The 18831-nt window shown below is 70.3% G+C and carries 20 protein-coding genes; 12 read left to right on the forward strand and 8 right to left on the reverse strand.

Going from position 1 to position 18831, the window contains the following annotated elements:
• The first annotated feature begins 115 nt into the window (after positions 1–115).
• Genes tkt through ACQHIV_RS12240 form a run of 8 tightly spaced genes read left to right on the forward strand, consistent with a single transcriptional unit; the run spans position 116 to position 9734 of the window.
• Positions 116–2278, forward strand: a complete 2163-nt coding sequence (gene tkt / locus ACQHIV_RS12205; protein WP_427893744.1) for a transketolase — start codon at positions 116–118, stop codon at positions 2276–2278.
• Between the two features lie 38 nt (positions 2279–2316).
• On the forward strand, positions 2317–3426 hold the full coding sequence (tal, locus tag ACQHIV_RS12210; protein WP_427893745.1) for a transaldolase: 1110 nt from the start codon (positions 2317–2319) through the stop codon (positions 3424–3426).
• Positions 3423–4997: a glucose-6-phosphate isomerase gene (locus ACQHIV_RS12215; protein ID WP_427893747.1), complete on the forward strand. Its 1575-nt coding sequence runs from the start codon at positions 3423–3425 to the stop codon at positions 4995–4997. Before tal ends, ACQHIV_RS12215 begins: the two co-directional genes overlap by 4 nt.
• A gap of 37 nt (positions 4998–5034) precedes the next feature.
• Positions 5035–6585: a glucose-6-phosphate dehydrogenase gene (zwf, locus tag ACQHIV_RS12220; protein WP_427893749.1), complete on the forward strand. Its 1551-nt coding sequence runs from the start codon at positions 5035–5037 to the stop codon at positions 6583–6585.
• Positions 6582–7655 (forward strand): glucose-6-phosphate dehydrogenase assembly protein OpcA, encoded by a 1074-nt coding sequence (locus tag ACQHIV_RS12225; protein WP_427893751.1) that lies wholly within the window; start codon positions 6582–6584, stop codon positions 7653–7655. The genes zwf and ACQHIV_RS12225 overlap by 4 nt, the downstream gene beginning before the upstream one ends.
• Entirely contained in the window at positions 7652–8371 is a 720-nt protein-coding gene (gene pgl / locus ACQHIV_RS12230; protein ID WP_427893753.1) for a 6-phosphogluconolactonase, read from the forward strand. The genes ACQHIV_RS12225 and pgl overlap by 4 nt, the downstream gene beginning before the upstream one ends.
• 33 nt (positions 8372–8404) lie before the next feature.
• The gene (locus ACQHIV_RS12235; RefSeq protein WP_427893755.1) at positions 8405–9220 is read left to right on the forward strand and encodes an isocitrate lyase/PEP mutase family protein; all 816 of its coding nucleotides are present in this window, start codon (positions 8405–8407) and stop codon (positions 9218–9220) included.
• Positions 9210–9734 (forward strand): hypothetical protein, encoded by a 525-nt coding sequence (locus tag ACQHIV_RS12240; RefSeq protein WP_427893757.1) that lies wholly within the window; start codon positions 9210–9212, stop codon positions 9732–9734. The genes ACQHIV_RS12235 and ACQHIV_RS12240 overlap by 11 nt, the downstream gene beginning before the upstream one ends.
• Here the strand turns inward: ACQHIV_RS12240 and ACQHIV_RS12245 are convergent.
• Positions 9672–10307 (reverse strand): NADPH-dependent F420 reductase, encoded by a 636-nt coding sequence (locus ACQHIV_RS12245; RefSeq protein WP_427893759.1) that lies wholly within the window; start codon positions 10305–10307, stop codon positions 9672–9674. The two genes, ACQHIV_RS12240 and ACQHIV_RS12245, sit on opposite strands and share 63 nt — an antisense overlap.
• Positions 10308–10372: 65 nt before the next feature.
• On the opposite strand from ACQHIV_RS12245, the gene ACQHIV_RS12250 reads away from it, so the two are divergent.
• Together ACQHIV_RS12250 and ACQHIV_RS12255 are read left to right on the forward strand one after the other, a co-directional pair.
• Positions 10373–10711, forward strand: a complete 339-nt coding sequence (locus ACQHIV_RS12250; RefSeq protein WP_427893761.1) for a winged helix-turn-helix transcriptional regulator — start codon at positions 10373–10375, stop codon at positions 10709–10711.
• A 53-nt stretch (positions 10712–10764) separates the two neighbouring features.
• Positions 10765–11163, forward strand: coding sequence for an SRPBCC family protein (locus ACQHIV_RS12255; protein ID WP_427893762.1), 399 nt, complete (start codon positions 10765–10767; stop codon positions 11161–11163).
• A gap of 111 nt (positions 11164–11274) precedes the next feature.
• On the opposite strand, the gene ACQHIV_RS12260 is transcribed toward ACQHIV_RS12255, so the two are convergent.
• Entirely contained in the window at positions 11275–12660 is a 1386-nt protein-coding gene (locus ACQHIV_RS12260) for an AAA family ATPase (RefSeq protein WP_427893764.1), read from the reverse strand.
• A 71-nt stretch (positions 12661–12731) separates the two neighbouring features.
• Between ACQHIV_RS12260 and ACQHIV_RS12265 the strand changes: the two genes are divergently transcribed.
• Complete coding sequence (locus ACQHIV_RS12265) at positions 12732–13547, forward strand: LLM class F420-dependent oxidoreductase (protein ID WP_427893766.1); 816 nt, start codon at positions 12732–12734, stop codon at positions 13545–13547.
• A gap of 52 nt (positions 13548–13599) precedes the next feature.
• A complete protein-coding gene (gene def / locus ACQHIV_RS12270; RefSeq protein WP_427893767.1) occupies positions 13600–14202 on the forward strand; it encodes a peptide deformylase in 603 nt (200 codons plus the stop codon).
• A 4-nt stretch (positions 14203–14206) separates the two neighbouring features.
• On the opposite strand, the gene ACQHIV_RS12275 is transcribed toward def, so the two are convergent.
• From ACQHIV_RS12275 to cobT, 6 genes are read right to left on the reverse strand one after another with little or no spacing between them, the layout of a single operon-like run.
• Positions 14207–14755, reverse strand: coding sequence for a phosphotransferase-like protein (locus tag ACQHIV_RS12275; RefSeq protein ID WP_427893769.1), 549 nt, complete (start codon positions 14753–14755; stop codon positions 14207–14209).
• Positions 14743–15261 carry a GNAT family N-acetyltransferase gene (locus ACQHIV_RS12280; protein WP_427893771.1) on the reverse strand — a complete coding sequence of 173 codons (519 nt, stop codon included), beginning with the start codon at positions 15259–15261 and terminating at the stop codon, positions 14743–14745. The genes ACQHIV_RS12275 and ACQHIV_RS12280 overlap by 13 nt, the downstream gene beginning before the upstream one ends.
• A gap of 3 nt (positions 15262–15264) precedes the next feature.
• Entirely contained in the window at positions 15265–15669 is a 405-nt protein-coding gene (locus ACQHIV_RS12285; RefSeq protein WP_427893773.1) for a DUF1761 domain-containing protein, read from the reverse strand.
• A gap of 28 nt (positions 15670–15697) precedes the next feature.
• Entirely contained in the window at positions 15698–16498 is an 801-nt protein-coding gene (locus ACQHIV_RS12290) for a TrmH family RNA methyltransferase (RefSeq protein WP_427893775.1), read from the reverse strand.
• Complete coding sequence (cobA, locus tag ACQHIV_RS12295; protein WP_427893777.1) at positions 16495–17703, reverse strand: uroporphyrinogen-III C-methyltransferase; 1209 nt, start codon at positions 17701–17703, stop codon at positions 16495–16497. Before cobA ends, ACQHIV_RS12290 begins: the two co-directional genes overlap by 4 nt.
• A complete protein-coding gene (cobT, locus tag ACQHIV_RS12300; protein WP_427893779.1) occupies positions 17700–18734 on the reverse strand; it encodes a nicotinate-nucleotide--dimethylbenzimidazole phosphoribosyltransferase in 1035 nt (344 codons plus the stop codon). The genes cobA and cobT overlap by 4 nt, the downstream gene beginning before the upstream one ends.
• Positions 18735–18831 lie beyond the last annotated feature (97 nt).

An 18831-nucleotide genomic window follows, 5' to 3' on the forward strand; every position in this document is an offset into this window, starting at 1 on the left:
CCGACCTGAACGGTTGACAAACAGTCGAGTGGTACCCAGCGGACGGTCCTCGCCACAGTAGGCTCATCCTGAGTGAGTACCCCGAAGACTTTCCATCGAGAGGAGCGCCGCCGGCGTGACGGAGAAGACCAAGCTTGAATGGACCGAGCTCGACCAGCGCGCGGTCGACACCGTGCGGGTGCTCGCGATGGACGCGGTCGAGAAGGTCGGAAACGGGCATCCCGGTACGGCGATGAGCCTGGCGCCGGCGGCGTACCTGCTGTTCCAGAAGGTGATGCGGCACAATCCGGCGGACCCGCACTGGGCCGGCCGCGACCGCTTCGTGCTGTCCGCGGGCCACTCCAGCCTGACCCTGTACATCCAGCTCTACCTGGCCGGCTTCGGCCTCGAGCTGGATGACCTGAAGTCGCTGCGCACCTGGGGCAGCAAGACCCCGGGCCACCCGGAGTACCGGCACACCGCGGGCGTCGAGACCACCACCGGCCCTCTCGGCCAGGGCGTCGGCAACGCGGTCGGTATGGCGATGGCGGCCCGCCGCGAACGCGGTCTGCTGGAGCCGGATGCCGCACCCGGCGACGGTGTGTTCGACCACCACGTGTACGTGATCGCCTCCGACGGCGACCTGGAGGAGGGTGTCTCGGCGGAGGCATCGTCGCTGGCCGGTCACCAGCAGCTCGGCAACCTCACCGTCATCTGGGACGACAACAAGATCTCAATCGAGGACGACACCAACATCGCGTTCTCCGAGGACGTCGCCGCCCGGTACGCGGCCTACGGCTGGGATGTCCGGACCGTCGACTGGACCGATGGCGGAACCGGCTACCACGAGGACGTGCAGGCGCTGTACGACGCGATCGAGGCCGGCAACGCGGTCACCGACAAGCCCACCTTCATCAAGCTGCGCACGATCATCGGCTGGCCGGCCGCCACCAAGAAGGGCACCGGCAAGGTGCACGGCAACGCGCTCGGCGCCGAGGAGGTCGCGGCGACCAAGAAGATCCTCGGCTGGGACCCGGAGCAGACCTTCCAGGTCGCCGACGAGGTGCTCGCCCACACCCGGCAGGCGCTCGAGCGGGGCAAGACGCTGGAGTCGGCCTGGACCACCAAGTACGAGGCGTGGAAGGGCGCGAACGCCGAGCGTGCCGCGCTGTTCGACCGGCTCTCCAAGCGGGAGTTGCCGGCGGGCTGGCAGCAGGCACTGCCGAGCTGGGACGCCGACGCCAAGGGCATCGCGACCCGGGCCGCCTCCGGCGAGGTGCTGACGAAGCTGGCGCCCGAGCTGCCCGAGCTGTGGGGCGGCTCCGCCGACCTGGCCGGCTCGAACAACACCACCCCGAAGGGGCAGCCGTCGTTCATTCCCAAGGAGCACTCGACCGAGGAGTTCCAGGGCGACGAGTACGGCCGGGTGCTGCACTTCGGTATTCGTGAGCACGCGATGGGCGCGATCCTGAACGGCATCGCCCTGCACGGCCTGACCCGGCCGTACGGCGGTACCTTCCTGGTCTTCTCCGACTACATGCGCCCGTCGGTGCGGCTGGCCGCGCTGATGAAGCTGCCGGTCACGTACGTGTGGACGCACGACTCGATCGGGCTCGGCGAGGACGGCCCGACCCACCAGCCGATCGAGCACCTGTCGGCGCTGCGCGCGATCCCGGGCCTGGACGTCGTCCGCCCCGGTGACGCGAACGAGACGGCCGCCGCGTGGGCGACCATCCTCGAGCACACCGACCGCCCGGCCGGCCTGGTCCTGACCCGGCAGAACGTGCCGACCTTCCCGCGCGGCGCGGACGGTTTCGCGACCACCGAGAACGTGCACAAGGGTGGGTACGTACTGCTCGACACCGAAGGCACTCCGGACGTCGTGCTGATCGGCACCGGCTCCGAGGTGCAGCTCGCCGTTCAGGCGCGGGCCAAGCTCGCCGAGGAAGGCATCAAGGCCCGGGTGGTCTCGATGGTCTCCCGCGAGTGGTTCGACGAGCAGGACGACGCGTACCGCGAGACCGTCATCCCGGCCGGCGTCCGGGCCCGGGTCTCGGTCGAGGCCGGTATCTCGCTCAGCTGGCACGACATCGTCGGCGACGCCGGCCGGTCGGTCAGCCTCGAGCACTACGGCGCCTCGGCGGCGTACCAGACGCTGTACGACGAGTTCGGCATCACGACCGACGCGGTCGTGCAGGCCGCCAAGGACAGCATCGCCGCCGCCGCACAGATCAGCGGTCCGGGTGTCCCGCCCGGTCGTTCCGCCGCCGGGCCGGTCGGACCGGCCGACGCCAACTGACACCCACCCGAGAACATTCCGGAAGAAGGCATCGGAACATGAACGATCGCTTGAAAGCACTCGCCGACGCGGGTGTCTCCATCTGGCTCGACGACCTGTCCCGCGAGCGGCTGACCAGCGGCAGCCTGCAGGCACTGATCGAGGACAAGCACGTCACCGGCGTGACGACCAACCCGACGATCTTCGCCAAGGCGATCTCGGACGCGGACGCGTATTCCGAGGTGATCGGCAAGCTCGCCGCGCAGGGCGTCTCCACCGACGAGGCGATCCGGGTGATCACCACCAGCGACGTCCGCGACGGCGCCGACGTGTTCAAGCCGACGTACGACGACACCGAGGGCCAGGACGGCCGGGTGTCGATCGAGGTCGAGCCGACGCTCGCGCACGACACCGCGAAGACGGTCGAGCAGGCGAAGCAGCTGTGGGAGATCGTCGGCCGGGAGAACGTCTTCATCAAGATCCCGGCCACCAAGGAGGGCCTGCCCGCAATCACGCAGACGCTGGCCGCCGGGATCAGCGTGAACGTGACGCTGATCTTCTCGCTGGAGCGCTACAAGGCCGTCGCCGACGCGTTCCTGACCGGCCTCGAGCAGGCCGTCGAGAACGGCCACGACGTGACCAAGATGGCCAGTGTCGCGTCGTTCTTCGTCAGCCGGGTGGACACCGAGGTGGACAAGCGGCTGGACGCGATCGGCACCGACGAGGCCAAGGCGCTGAAGGGCAAGGCCGCGATCGCCAACGCCCGGCTCGCGTTCCAGGCGTACGAGGAGATCTTCGACACCGACCGCTGGCGTGAGCTGGAGACCGCCGGCGCGAAGCCGCAGCGCCCGCTCTGGGCGTCGACCGGCACCAAGGACCCGTCGTACTCCCCCACCCTGTACGTCGACAACCTGGTCACCAAGGGCGTCGTGAACACGATGCCGGAGGCAACGATCAAGGCGGCCGAGGAGCACAGCGAGTTCTCCGGTGACACCGTCCGCGGCGACTACGCGGCCGACCGCAAGGTGATCGACGACCTGGAGCGGCTGGGCATCTCGTACGACGAGGTCGTGCAGATCCTCGAGGACGAGGGCGTCGCGAAGTTCGACGCGTCCTGGTCGGAGCTGCAGGACACCGTCACCGCCGCGCTGAAGGGTGCCGCCAAGTGACCGCGGTAACTACCCAGAACGGCGACTGGACCGAGGTCGTGGACAAGCTGGTCGCCGAGAAGATCGCCTCCCGGATCGCCGCCAAAGATGCGACGATCTGGGGGCCGGAGGCCGAGCACGAGGCGTCGATCCGGCTCGGCTGGGTGGACCTGCACGAGACGTCGCGGCCGCTGCTGGCCGAGGTCGAGGCTCTGCTCGCGGACCTGCGGTCCGAGGGGCTGACTCGGATCGTGCTGTCCGGCATGGGCGGTTCCTCGCTGGCGCCCGAGGTCATCACCCGGACGGCGGGCGTCGAACTCGTGGTCCTGGACTCGACCGACCCGAGCGTCGTGAAGCGCGCGCTCGACGGCGATCTGTCGAAGACCGTGATCGTGGTCTCCAGCAAGTCCGGCGGTACGGTCGAGACCGACAGCCACCGGCGTACGTTCGCCAAGGCCTTCACCGACGCCGGCATCGACGCGGCCTCGCGGATCGTCGTGGTGACGGACCCGGGGTCGCCGTTCGAGAAGCTGTCGAAGGACGAGGGCTACCGCAAGACGTTCCTGGCCGACCCGAACATCGGCGGCCGGTACAGCGCGTTGACCGCGTTCGGCCTGGTGCCGTCCGGTCTGGCCGGTGCCGACATCGCCGAGCTGCTCGACCAGGCGGCGGAGGCCGCTCCGGCGCTGCAGGCCGACTCGACCGACAACCCGGCGCTCTGGCTCGGCGCGGTCCTCGCGGCGAGCGCGGGCCGGGACAAGGCGATCATCACGGCCGACGGTTCCGACATCGTCGGGTTCCCGGACTGGGCCGAGCAGTTGATCGCGGAGAGCACCGGCAAGAACGGCACCGGCGTCCTGCCGGTCGCGGTCGAGGTGACCGCGCCGGAGCTGCGCAGCGACGCGGCCGACCTGACCAACGCGCTGCTCGCGGACAAGGCGACCAGCGGTGTACCGACGGCGCTGACGTCGGGGTCGCTCGGCGGGCAGATGCTGCTGTGGGAGACGGCGACGGCGGTGGCGGGCTACCTGCTCGGCATCAACCCGTTCGACCAGCCGGACGTGGAGAGCGCGAAGAAGGCGGCCCGCGGGCTGCTCGACGCGCAGCCGGAGCCGGAGGCGGCCGCCTTCACCGAAGGCGCTGTCGAGGTCCGTGGTTCCGAGGGTCTGCTGGACGGTGTCGACTCGCTGAAGGGCGCGGTCGACGCGCTGCTCGGCAAGCTCGACGACAAGGGCTACGTGGCGGTGATGGCGTACCTCGACTCCGAGCGGGACGCCGACCTGCTGGCGGTCCGCCCGGCGCTGGCCACCACGACGGGTCGCCCGACGACCTTCGGCTGGGGTCCGCGGTTCCTGCACTCGACCGGCCAGTACCACAAGGGCGGCCACCCGGAGGGCGTGTACCTGCAGATCACCGGCGCGCACCCGGTGGACGTGGAGATCCCGGACCGGCCGTTCACGTTCGGCACGCTGATCTCGGCGCAGGCCGCCGGGGACGCGAACGTACTGGCCGAACGCGGGCGCCCGGTGCTGCGGCTGCACCTGACCGACGTCGCGGCCGGCGTACGGCAACTGCTGGCACTGTTCCAGTAAGTCAACTAGAGCCACCTGACACGGGAGGAAAGTGGCTATGACCGCTGAGCTCGACGAAGAGCCGACAGGTCCGGTCAACCCGCTGCGCGATCCGCAGGATCGCAGGCTGCCGAGGATCGCCGGGCCGTGCGGCCTGGTGATCTTCGGGGTGACCGGCGACCTCGCCCGGAAGAAGCTGATGCCGGCGGTCTACGACCTGGCGAACCGGGGGCTGCTGCCCCCGGGCTTCGCCCTGGTCGGGTTCGCCCGCCGGGACTACACCAACCAGGACTTCGCCCAGATCGTGCACGACTCGGTGAAGGAGCACGCCCGGACGCCGTTCCGCGAGGAGGTCTGGCAGCAGCTCTCCGAGGGCTTCCGGTTCGTGCCGGGCGACCTGACCGACGACGACGCGTTCAACCGGCTGCGGGAGACGGTCGACGAGCTCGACGTCACCCGCGGGACCGGCGGGAACCACGCGTTCTACCTGTCGATCCCGCCCGGGCTGTTCCCGGAGGTGGTCCGGCAGCTGTCCGAGCACGGGCTGACCGACGAGAAGCCCGGGTCCTGGCGGCGGGTGGTGATCGAGAAGCCGTTCGGGCACGACCTGAAGAGCGCCCGCGAGCTGAACCACGTGGTCGAGTCCGTGTTCCCGCCCGAGGCGGTCTTCCGGATCGACCACTACCTGGGCAAGGAGACGGTCCAGAACATCCTCGCGCTGCGGTTCGCGAACGCGATGTTCGAGCCGATCTGGAACAGCAACTACGTCGACCACGTGCAGATCACGATGGCCGAGGACATCGGCATCGGCGGCCGCGCCGGGTACTACGACGGCATCGGCGCCGCCCGCGACGTGATCCAGAACCACTTGCTCCAACTGCTCGCGCTGATCGCGATGGAGGAGCCGGTGAGCTTCGACGCGTGGTCGCTGCGGCAGGAGAAGAAGAAGGTCCTCAACGCCGTGACGCTGCCGGAGCGGCTGGACCTGCACACGGCCCGCGGGCAGTACGCCGCCGGCTGGGCAGGCGGCGTGAAGGTGAAGGGCTACCTGCAGGAGGACGGCATCCCGTCGGACTCCGCGACCGAGACGTTCGCGGCGCTCCGGGTCGACGTCGACACCCGGCGCTGGGCGGGCGTCCCGTTCTACCTGCGAACCGGCAAGCGGCTGGGGCGCCGGGTCACCGAGGTCGCGGTGATGTTCAAGCGCGCGCCACACCTGCCGTTCACCAAGACCGAGACCGAAGAGCTCGGGCAGAACGCCCTGGTGCTGCGGATCCAGCCGGACGAGGGCATCACGGTCCGGTTCGGCGCCAAGGTGCCGGGGACGTCGATGGAGATCCGCGACGTGAACATGGACTTCGCGTACGGCGGCTCGTTCACCGAGTCCTCCCCGGAGGCGTACGAGCGGCTGATCCTCGACGTACTGCTCGGTGATCCGCCGCTGTTCCCGCAGCACACCGAGGTCGAGCTGGGCTGGAAGATCCTCGACCCGGTGCTCGACTACTGGGCCCGGCACGGCAAGCCGGAGCAGTACGCGTCCGGCGACTGGGGTCCGGACTCGGCGCACGAGATGCTCGCCCGCGACGGACGTGCCTGGAGGCGGCCATGATCATCGACCTGACCGACACCACGTCGAGCGAGATCGCGTCGGCGCTGCTGAAGGCCCGCCGGAACGCCGGATCGCCGGCGATGGGCATGGTCGGCACCATCGTCGTGGTCGTCGACGAGGCGTCCCACCACGACGCGATGAAGGCCGCGAACGAGGCCGGCCGCGAGCACCCGTCGCGGGTGCTGGTCGCGATCCTCCGGCCGGGCAAGGGCGCGCCCGGCCTGGACGCCGAGGTCCGTGTGGGTGAAGGGATTCCGGGCGAGGCGGTGCTGCTGCGGCTGCACGGGGAGCTGGCGAAGGTGCCGGAGTCCGTGATCACGCCGCTGCTGCTGCCGGACTCCCCCGTGATCGTGTGGTGGCCGGGCGGCGGGCCGCGCGTACCGGCCGAGGATCCGCTCGGCAAGCTGGGCCGGCGGCGGGTGACCGACGCGGCGGCGACCCGGCGGGCGTCGGTGGACTACAGCGCACGGGCCGAGGGGTACGCGCCCGGTGACACCGACTTCGCGTGGACGCGGCTGACGCCGTGGCGAGCGTTGATGGCGGCCGCTCTGGACCAGTATCCGACGCGTGTGACCGGGGCCGAGGTGTCGGCGGCGCGTGGCAACCCGAGCGCCGACCTGATGGCGGCGTGGCTGCAGTCCCGGTTGAAGGTGCCGGTGGAGCAGCGGACGTCGCGCGGTCCGGGCGTGACCGCCGTACGGCTGTTCACGCCGTCGGGGCCGATCGCGCTCACCCGGCCGGACGGCGCGGTGGCGACGTTCAGCGTGCCGGGGCAGCCGGATCGGCCGGTGGCGCTGAAGCGGCGTACGACGTCCGAGCTGCTCAGTGAGGAGCTGCGGCGGCTGGATCCGGACGACGTGTACGCGAAGACGCTGGCGTGCATGGTGGAGCGGGACAGCATGCCGGCCGAGAAGAAGAAGGTTGCCGACACGGCGCGGAAGTCGGCGCCGGTGAAGGCGTCTGCTGCCGCCAAGAAGGTTGTGACGAAGAAAGCTCCGGCCAAGAAGGCTGCCGCGGCGAAGAAGAGCGTTGCCAAGAAGACCGTTGCGAAGAAGGCTGCGAAGCGATGACTGTGGATCCTGAGCTGGTGATTCATCCCGATGCCGAGGACCTGGCGTTCTCGGTGGCGGGCCGGCTGCTCACCGCGATCGTCGACGCGCAGAGCACCGGCGGTGTCGCACAGGTCGTGCTCACCGGCGGGCGGGTGGCCGCGAAGGTGTACCAGGCAGTCGCCGAGTCGCCGGCGCGGGCCGAGGTCGACTGGCAGCGGGTCGAGTTCTGGTGGGGCGACGAGCGGTTCCTGCCGGCCGGCGACCCCGAGCGGAACGAGACCCAGGCACGGGACGCGTTCCTGTCGGCGCTGGACGTCGACCCGGCGCGGGTGCACCCGATGGCCGCCGACACCGGACAGGGCGCGGAGGCGGCGGCCGCGGCGTACGGCGCCGAGCTCGAAGCGGCCGGGTCGCCGACGTTCGACGTACTGCTGCTCGGGGTCGGCCCCGACGGGCATGTCGCCTCGCTGTTCCCGGGGTACCCGCAGGTCGAGGTGACCGACGTGGCGGCGGTCGCGGTGCACGACTCGCCGAAGCCGCCGCCGACTCGGGTGTCGCTGACGATGCCGTTGCTCGAGCGGGCCCGCGAGGTCTGGTTCGTGGTGTCGGGCGAGGACAAGGCCGACGCGGTCGCGAAGGCGCTGGCCGAGGGCGACGTACCGGCGGCCCGTCCGAAGGGGCAGAACCGCACACTCTGGCTGCTCGACGAGAAGGCGGCGCGGCAGGTTCGGTGAGCGCCGAACTGTCGCGGTGACAAACTCGGGCGCATGACGTTCCGAGAGTTGCACACGGGCCGGTTCGTGATGCCGAACGCGTGGGACGCCGGGAGCGCGGTGCTGCTCGCGGCGGCCGGGTTCCCGGCGATCGCCACCACGAGTGCAGGGATCGCGTTCTCGCTCGCGAAGGGCGACCACACACTGCCGGACGGCGCTCCCGCGGTATCGCGGGACGAGATGTTCGCGCGGGTCCGGGAGATCACCGCGGCCGTCGACGTACCGGTGAACGGCGACCTCGAGGACGGGTACGGCGCGGATCCGTCGCGGGTCGCCGAGACGATCGGGGCCGCGCGGGAGGCCGGGCTGGCCGGTGGGAACATCGAGGACTACGACGGGCGGGAGCTGTACGACGTCTCGCTCGCGGTGGAACGGATCGCCGCGGCCCGCGAGGCGGCCGGGCCTTCGTTCGTGCTGACGGCCCGTACCGACGGGCAGTTGCTGCGTACGCCGGTTCCGCTCGCCGACTCGATCGAGCGGGCGAACCGGTTCCGGGAGGCCGGGGCCGACTGCCTGTACGTCCCCGGCGTCAACTCGCTCGACACGATCCGCACGCTGGTGCAGGAGATCGACGGGCCGCTGAACGTGGTGATGGGCCTCGGTACGTCGACCCTGACCGTCGCCGAACTGCAGGCCGCCGGGGTCGCGCGGATCAGCCTGGGCGGGTCGATCGCCCGGGCCGCGCTCGGCTTCGTCCGGCGGAGCGCGGAGGAGCTGGCGACGCACGGGACGATCAGCTTCGCCGCGGATCAGATCCCACAGGCTGACCTGAACCAGCTCTTTGCGCGATCATCCAGGGGTGAGCACTGATCGGACCGTGCGGCAGGTGGCGCTGACGCACGCGGTCGTCGGGTTCGCCACCTGCCTGTGCCTGATCGTCTTCTACACCGGGGCCGGCGCCTTCGGACCGATCAACGACGTCGGCAACGCGGTGCTGGGGGTGCTCAGCTTCGGGCTCGCCTGGGTTCTCCGGCCGCGGCGTACGGTGCTGCTCGGGTTCGCCGCCGTTGGTGCGGCGGTGACCGTTGCCGGGACCGTGCTTGTCCTCGGCGGCATCACCGGGTTCTATCTCGCCGGGTTGTGGTCGAGCTTCGGGTTCGCGCTCGTCGGGGTCTGGCTGGTCGGCGTACGCGGGTTCCTGCCCGGTGGGGTGATGCTGCTCGGGTTGGTCGGCGTACCTGGGATCCTGATGGGGCTCGACGACATGGCCAGCGCGCCGGGGTGGACGTTCGCGGCGGGTGTCAGCTGGGCGGGGACGTATCTACTGTTCCCGGCCTGGAGTCTCCGGCTGGCCCGGCGGGACCGTACCGAAAGCAGCCTCTAACGGCGGGAACATCCCGCGCACGTCTCCCCCGCCGACCCAGATCCCGATCACCAGCGCGGCGGTTGCCTCCAGCAACTTCGCCCGTACCAGCCCACCGGCCGGCACCGGCGTACATCCCAGATCCCGCACCAGCTCCGCCACCTCCTCCACTCCGTCGTCCCCACACAGCGGCACCCCGAGCCCGCGCGGCGGATTCCGCCACACCGTGTCCGCCGCCAGATTGAACGCCTTCACCACAGCCGCATCAGTCACCGCACTGACCGCTTCCGCAACTGAGTCCTGTGCCAGCGTGAAGTTCCTGTGGTCGAGGGAATTCGTGCAATCGACGAGCGTTCTGCCCTCCGGCACCAGGCGCGCGACCTCCACCGCGTTCTCGCCCGGCACAGCCAGCAGTACGACGTCGCCGTACGCCGCCGCCTCCGCGAGCGTGCCCGCGACCGCGCCGGCCCGCTTCGCCGCGGCTGCTGCCCGCTCGGCGGACCGCCCGCCGATCATCACGTCGTGTCCCGCCCGCACCCAGCCGCTCGCGAGTGCCTCGGCCATCATTCCGTTGCCCACTGTCCCAATTCGCATGGTCCCGACCGTAGCCAGTTCGATGCGCACCTCCAGGTGCCCAACGGGCGACGCACAATGGACCGGTGGAGCCGAGATTCTTCGCCGACTGCCAGGCACGCGTCGCCGCCGACCTGATCAGCGGCCGCTGGCCGATGGTCGTCCTGTACTCCCTCGCCCAAGGCCCCAGCCGCCCCGGCGAACTCCGCCGCCAGATCGGCGGCATCAGCCAGAAGGTGCTCACCGAAACGCTGCGCCGCCTCGAACACAACGGCCTGGTCGAACGCCGCCGGTACCCCGAGGCACCCCCACGCGTCGAGTACTCCCTGACCACCGCCGGCACCGACCTCCTGATCCCCATCCGAGCCCTCGGCGCCTGGGCCGACACCTACGCTGCCCAGCTCCCCACCGAAAACAAACCGTAAACGGGTCTCGGCATGCTGGTGGAGTCAGCTCGATTCCGTCGGAGGTGCCTGTCATGTTCACCCTGCAGCAGTTGGTCGACGCCCCGCCCAGCGAGGTCGTCCGCGCGTTCACCGAGCCCGAGCCGTTCGCCGCCTGGTTCGTCGCCGACGGCTTCCGGACACCGGCCGACCGCGTCCGCATCGACGCCCGCCCCGGAGGCCGGATCTCCGCGGTCTTCGTCGGCGACGCCGAGGTCCCCTTCACCCTCCACTTCGGCGCCCTCGACCTCCCCCACCACGTCGAACTCCGCTTCGACGACCCCGCCGAGGAGATCACCATCACGCTCACCGAACTCCCCGGCAACCGCACCCAGCTCGACTACCGAAGCGTGGGTCTGACCGACGAGCAACAGGCGCCCATCAAGCCCGGCGTCGCCACCATGCTCACCCACCTCGCCACTTACTTCAGCTGAGAGGCGGACCTCCACCACTCAACAACTCTCTCGCAAGGCCGGCCGACAACCGCGGTCGAGTGTGCGAGAACCCCGCCCACGCCGATTGGTGAGTGCCCCAGGTCCGCACCCTCAGCCGGTCGTCCCGGGACCCGGAGGTGCGGTGGCACCGAGGAGGCGGCGGGTGAGGGTGTCCTGGGAGGACAGGAGGTCGGCTACGGCAGAGCGGAGGTGGTTCGGAGCGGGTGGTTGTCCCACCTCGGCGGCCAGGAGGATGGTCCGGCGTACGAGTTCCTTCATGAACGACGCCGTCGTGCCGGCCGTCTGCTCGACGATCTCGGCCACCAGCTCGGCGGGCAGGTCCAGAGCGGGTCCGTACAGCCGCAGCAACCGCGCCCGCCCGTCGGTGTCGGGCAGCGGTACCTCGACCGCCATGTCCACCCGCCCCGGACGCTGCACGAGCGCCGGCTCCAGCAGATCCGCCCGGTTCGTCGTCAAGAGGAAGGCGACGTCAGCATCCTGCGCCAACCCGTCCATCTCGTTCAGCACCTGGAACAGCAGCGGGTTCTCCGCACCCCGCGAGAAGTCCCGCGCCTCCGCCACGAGATCACAGTCCTCGAGCACAACCAGCGCCGGCTGCAGCATCCGTGCCAACGCGCACGCCTGCGCGATGAAGTGGATACTCGTCCCGGCCAGCAGTACGACGGTGAACTCCGGCAACTGCGACAGCACATACCGCACAGTGTGCGTCTTCCCCGTTCCAGGCGGTCCGTACAGCAGCACGCCCCGCCGCAGATGCTGCCCGGCCGACAGCAACGTCTCCCGGTGCTCGGCGATCCCCACAACCTCCCGCTCGATCCGCTCGAGCACCCCGTCCGGCAGTACGACATCCTCCCGGCGCAGGCCCGGCCGCGGATGCAGCCGGAACGGCCCGACTCCCTGCCCGAACTCGTGCCCCTCGAACGAGACCACCTTGCCGCGGAACACGTTGTGCTCGCGGATCAGCCCCGGCAGCGCGCCGAGGAACCGGTCGCGCGCCCCCTTCGCCGCCACCAGGATCTCCAGGTCGACGTTGTTCCGCCCGTACTGCGGGTTCGCCGCCCGCAGCAGCGCGACGTACCGGTCCGCCCCCTTCACCCCGAGGTAGAACCCGAACGCGACGCAGTCCTGCTCGACGTCGACATCGATCTGCACCCGCTGGTAGTCGACCGCGCCGACCCCGAACCGGTCGTACTCCGCCAGCTCGAGCAGCTCACCGAGCGTGTGGTGGCCCCGGTTCGACCCCGCCAGCCCGACCACCTCGAACGAGTCGAACCACGCCTCGACCGCCCGCTGCACGTTCGGCAGGTCGTACGACGGGTACGACGACGCGACCACCGGCACCTGCTCCGGTTCCATCCCGAGATGCTCCCGGAGCCGCTCCCGCAGACTCTCCCGCCGTACCCCCGGCCCGCCGGCCGCCTGCATCCGCTCCAGGAACCGCGTGAACAACCGCGCGAACTCGTCCACGTCGTCCATCCCGCCGTACCCCCGTCCAGGATTCCGGTCTATCCGGAGGGTCCTCCGTAACGCCGGATAGGATCTCCACCATGACAGCTTCCGAGTCCACCGACCGGCCGTACGGCGCCTTTCCCGTGCGGATCGGTCTGCAGGTCCAGCCCCAGCACGCCCAGTACGCCGACATCCGGCGGACCGTCGCCGCGGCCGAGGAGATCGGCGTCGACGTGGTGTTCAACTGGGACCACTTCTACCCGCTCAGCGGTGAGCCCGAGGGCCTGCACTTCGAGTGCTGGACCATGCTGGCCGCCTGGGCCGAGGCGACCGAGCGGGTCGAGATCGGCGCCCTGGTCACCTGCAACTCCTACCGCAACCCCGACCTGCTCGCCGACATGGCGCGCACCGTCGACCACATCAGCGACGGCCGGCTGATCTTCGGCATCGGCTCCGGCTGGTTCGAGAAGGACTACGACGAGTACGGCTACGAGTTCGGCACGGCGGGCGGCCGGCTGGACGCCCTCGGCGAGGCGCTGCCGCGGATCGAGGCGCGCTGGGAGAAGCTCAACCCGAAGCCGACCCGAGACATCCCGGTGCTGATCGGCGGCGGCGGCGAGAAGAAGACGCTGAAGCTGGTCGCGCAGCACGCGAACATCTGGCACGGCTTCGGCGACGCCGAGACGATCGCGCACAAGCACGCCGTACTCGACGAGCACTGCAAGACGATCGGCCGCGACCCCGGCGAGATCGAGCGCTCGGTCGGCGTCGGTGACAAGAAGCCGGAGGAGGTCGGCAAGCAACTGCTCGACGTCGGCACCCGGCTGTTCACCGTGCACGCTTCCGGCCCGGACTACGACCTCGGTCTGCTCCGCGACTGGGTCGCGTGGCGGGACGAGGCCAACGCCAAGTAGCACCCCCGGCCGGGTGACCGCCGTACCGGTCACCCGGCCTACACTTTCCCGCATGTCTACGTTGCCTGAGAACGGTTCGGTGCGGCCCATCACCCGCTGGGGTGAGGACGTCATGCACCGGGTCAACAAGCCCGTCACCGACTTCGGCGACGAGTTGCAGACGCTGGTCGCCGACATGGTCGCGACGATGCGCGCGGCCGAGGGCGTCGGCCTGGCCGCGAACCAGGTCGGGGTGGACCTGCAGCTGTACGTGTTCGACTGTCCGGACAAGGACGGCAACCATGTCCAGGGCGTGGTCTGCAACCCGACGCTGGAGCTTCCGGAGGGCAAGGACCGCAACCTCGACGAGGGCGACGAGGGCTGCCTGTCGCTGCCCGGCGCGTTCACCAAGTGCGCCCGGCCCGACTACGCGAAGGTCAGCGGCGTCGACCACCACAACCAGCCGGTGACGTACGAGGGCAACGGTCTGCTCGCGCGCTGCCTGCAGCACGAGACCGACCACACGCAGGGCATGGTGTTCGGCGACCGGCTGTCCCGCAAGTACCGCAAGCGCCTGTACGCCGAGGCCGAGGAGTTCGCCCCGGACTACCCGAGCGACTGGCCGGTCTCCCCCATGGTCGACCACGACCAGGAGGAAGAGACCCCAGCGACCTGACCGGTCACCAGCGGGCCTTCTCCAGGTCAATCGCTTCGACGGTCTCCTCCGGGGTCTGACCGGTGGTGTCCAGCCACAGACCCCGGCGCGGGATCTCCTCCAGGCCGGCCTGAAGCGCCCGTACGGCGTCCGCCGGCGAGCCGCCGGGCTGCTCCCAGTCGCGGTACGCGTTCCCGCCGCCGCGCGCGACCTCCCGCTCGACGATCGACTCGACCGACGGCACGAGAACGATCAGGTATTTCTCCACGTTGTGCAGCCGGGAGAACCACCGTTCGACGTGCTCGCCCAGCACGATGTCGCTGCAGACGAAGTCGAATCCAGCGTCGGCGTAGTGCTGCGCGACCAGCGAGCTGGCGTCGTACCGCAGTTCCAACTGCCGGATCGCCTCGGCCGACGGGTCCGGCGTCATCACCTCGGCGCCCGCGACGACGCCGTGGTAGAACACGTCCCCGTCGAGCGTCGCCGCCGGCGGCCCAATCCGGGCGGCCAGCAACGGCGCGATCGTGGACTTCCCGGCGGCCTGCATCCCGGTGACGAGAACTACCTTCGCCATTCCTCCGCCTTCAGTGAGTAGATGGTGGCGTCGAACGGCACGCCGTCCGCCGTCAGCACCGCCTCGTGGTCGAACCGCATCCCGAGCCGGCGCATGACCGCGATGCTACGGACGTTCGGAGTGTCGGTCACCGCAATAACCCGAGGCAGCCCCGCCTCGCGGAACGCGTAGTCCAGCCAGGACGCCGCCGCCTCGGTCGCGTACCCGTGACCCCAATACTCACGCGCGAGCCGCCAGCCGATCTCCAGGTCGTCCGGGTAAAACTCCTCACGGGACAACCCGGCAGCACCCACAAACACCCCGTCCGCCCGCCGCTCAACCGCGAGGAACCCATACCCGTTCCGTTCGTACGCCGCGTTCACCGCCGCAGCGACCCGCTCGGACTCCTCCCGCGTCAACGCCGCCCCGAGATACCGAGTCACCTCAGGATCCGCGTTCAGCACGGCCCACGGCTCGAGGTCGGACTCCCGAAACGGCCGCAGCACGAGGCGCTCCGTCGTACGCACGGTTCAGACCAGCCCGATCACGAGCGTCATCGCGAGGAACAGGACCAGCTGGTAGCTGGAGTTGATGAGCGTCAGCTTCGGCGGCTTCAGTTCGAAGGCGTTGTGCTGAAGCAGAGTGCTCGCCGAGAACCCCAGCCACGCGACCAGGCCGACCAGCAGCGCCGGCCCGACCGAGTCGTTGCCGAACGCCTTCGCTGCCGTTGCGCAACCGAGCGCCAACCCGGCCGCCGTGATCGCGTTGGCGATGAGCAACTGGACCATGTTCTTCCGGCTGGCGTTCTTCGACTGCTCCGGGGTGATGCCCGTCAGCTTCCACCAGACCGTCGTGAACGCCTTGCCGTACCAGATGCCTGCCACGACCATGCCGACCACGAGCGCGAGCACGGCACCCAGCCAGTTGATGTCCATGGCGGGCAGTGTTCCACGCCGTGCAGGTCTAGCGCGTCGCGTAGAAGGCGACCGCTGCCGAGGAAGCGACGTTGAGGGAGTCCACGCCGCCGGCCATCGGGATCTTGACGGTCAGGTCGGCCTGGCGAAGGACGCTTGGCTTGAGGCCGTGGCCTTCGGTGCCGAAGATCAGGGCGAGCTTCTCGTCCTTGCGGGCGGCGAGGTCGTCGAGCGTGATGGAGTCGTCGGTGAGCGCCATCGCGGCGGCGACGTACCCGTTGTCCTGCAGGAGTTTCAGGTCGCCGGGCCAGCTCCGCAGGCGGGTCCACGGGACCTGGAAGACGGTGCCCATCGACACCTTGATCGACCGCCGGTACAGCGGGTCCGCGCAGGTCGGCGTCACCAGTACGAGCCCGACGCCGAGCGCGGCCGCGGCCCGGAACCCGGCGCCGACGTTGGTGTGGTCAACGATGTCGTCGAAGATCGCGATCCGCCGGGTGTCTGTCGCCAGGAGCTCGGGCAGCGGTACGGCGGCCCGGCGCTTGTACGACGCCAGCGCGCCGCGGTGCACGTGGAACCCGGTGACCTGCTCGGCCAGCTCCTCCGACACGACGTACACGGGCTTGTCCGGCCACTGCTCCAGTACATCCTGCAGCGAGTCGAGCCAGCGCGGCGCGAGCAGGAACGACCGCGGCTCGAACCCGGCGCCCGCGGCCCGCCGGATCACCTTGTCGCCCTCGGCGATGAACAGTCCGTGCTCTTCCTCGAGGAGCCGCCGCAGGTTCACCTCCCGCAACTGCACATAGTCGGCGAGCCGGTCGTCACCTGGCTCTTCGATCGGCACTCTCATCGGAGCTTCGCAGCCACCTCGACCACGTTGCCGATGACAACGATCGCGGGCGCACCCACGCCGTTCTCCTGCATCGCCCCGGCGATCCCGGCGAGGTCGGACGTCACCATCCGCTGGCCGGGAAGGGTGCCGTCGGCAATCGCCGCGGCGGGGGTGCCGGCCGGGCGACCGGCCTCGATCAGCCGGGCGGTGATCGCGGGCAGGTTCTCGACCGCCATCAGCAGTACGAGCGTCCCGTGCAGCTGCGCCAGCGCGTCCCAGTTCACCAGCGAGTCCGGGTGCGACGGCGGAATGTGCCCGGACACCACCGTGAACTCGTGCGTCACCCCGCGATGCGTGACCGGGATCCCCGACACCGCAGGCACCGAGATCGAGCTCGTGATCCCCGGCACCACGGTCCACGGCACACCGGCCGCAGCGCAGGCGATCGCCTCCTCGAACCCGCGCCCGAAGACGTACGGATCGCCACCCTTCAGCCGTACGACGACCTTGCCCTGCCGCCCGCGGTCGACAAGGATCCGGTTGATCTCCTCCTGCTGCGCGGCCCGCCCGCGCGGCAGCTTCGCCGCGTCGAACAGCTCCACGTCCGGGTGCAGCTCGTCCAGCAACTGCTGCGGCGCGAGCCGATCCGCGACCACCACGTCCGCCTCGGCCAGCAGCCGCCGCCCGCGCACCGTGATCAGGTCCGGATCGCCCGGCCCGCCGCCGACGAGGTACACCCCGGGCCGCCGCTCCGCGTCCCGCGCCGCCAGCTCGCCGGTCCGCAGCCCCTCCAGGATCGAGTCCCGTACGGCGGCCGACCGGCGGTGATCACCGCCGCCGAGGACGCCGATCGTGATGTTGTCGTGCTGCCCGGACGCGGGCGTCCACGCAGTAGCGCGGGACCGGTCGTCCGAGCGTACGCAGAAGATCCGCAGCTCCTCGGCCTCCGCCGACACCTGATCGTTGACCAGGGCATCGTCCGTCGCGACCACGACGTACCAGGCACCCTCGACGTCGCCGGTCCGGTACCCGCGCTCGATCCAGGTCAGCGACGGGTTGCCGAGCAGTCCTTCGATCGTCGGCGTGATCGACGGCGAGATCAGGTCGATCCGGGCGCCGGACTCGAGCAGCCGCGGCAGCCGCCGCTGGGCGACACCGCCACCCCCGACGACGGCCACCCGCCGCCCGTCGAGGACCAGCCCGGACAGGTACTGGTGGGTCACGAACCGATCCCCGCGTCCTCGAAGGTGGCCATCTCGGCGAGTGCCCGGGCCGCGCAGGTCAGGATCGGGTACGCGAGCACCGCGCCGGTCCCCTCCCCGAGCCGCAGGTCCAGGTCGACGAGCGGCTGCAGGCCGAGCTGCTTGAGCGCGACCGCGTGTCCGGGCTCGGCGGACCGGTGCCCGGCGACGCAGTAGTCGATGACGGCCGGGTGGAACGCCTGCGCGACGAGGGCGGCCGCGCCCGCGATCACGCCGTCCAGGATCACCGGGACCTTGTTCGCGGCCGCGCCCAGGATGTACCCGGCGAGCGCGGCGTGTTCGAGTCCGCCGTACGCCTGGAGTGCCTTGAGCGGCTCGGTCGGAGGTACGTCGTGTCGCGCGAGTGCGTCTCGTACGACGGCCGTCTTGTGCGCGAGCGCGGCGTCGTCGATCCCCGTACCGCGGCCGGTCACCGCGTCGGCGGTGGCGCCGGTGAAGGTGGCGATCAGCGCGGCCGAGGCGGTCGTGTTGGCGATGCCCATGTCGCCGGTCAGCAGGCAGCGGTACCCGTCCTGGACCAGCTTGTCCGCGAGCTCGAAGCCGACCGCTATCGCCTGGCGCGCCTCGTCCTCGGTGAGTGCGTCACCCTGCGAGAGGTCGCGGGTGCCCTGGCGGACCTTGGCGTGCACGATGTCGAGCCCGTCGACCGGGGTCGCGACGCCGACGTCGACCACCCGTACGTCGACGCCGTTGTTCTTCGCGAACGCGTTGACCGCGGCGCCGCCGGCGGCGAAGTTCGCCAGCATCGCGGCGGTCACCTCCTGCGGCCACGGGGAGACGTTCTGCGCGTGCACCCCGTGGTCGGCCGCGAACACCGTGACGACCGCGGGACCCGGGACGGCGGGCGCGCCGGTCATCCCGGCGAGCTTCACCGACAGCTCCTCGAGGACGCCGAGGGAGCCGGCCGGTTTGGTCAGCTGCGCATGCCGCTCCGCGGCCGCCGTCATCGCCGCCTGATCAGCGGGAGCGATCCGCTCCAGGTACTCGTCCACCAGTCCTCCACTCGTAGCCTCCCGACGATCTTCGCATCCCCGGGTGTGTGCCCCGGAACGGGCGAGCGGTCCGTGGACAGTAATGTCGGGATCACCA

The organism is Kribbella polygonati, from assembly GCF_050320105.1.
Classification (GTDB): Bacteria; Actinomycetota; Actinomycetes; order Propionibacteriales; family Kribbellaceae; genus Kribbella.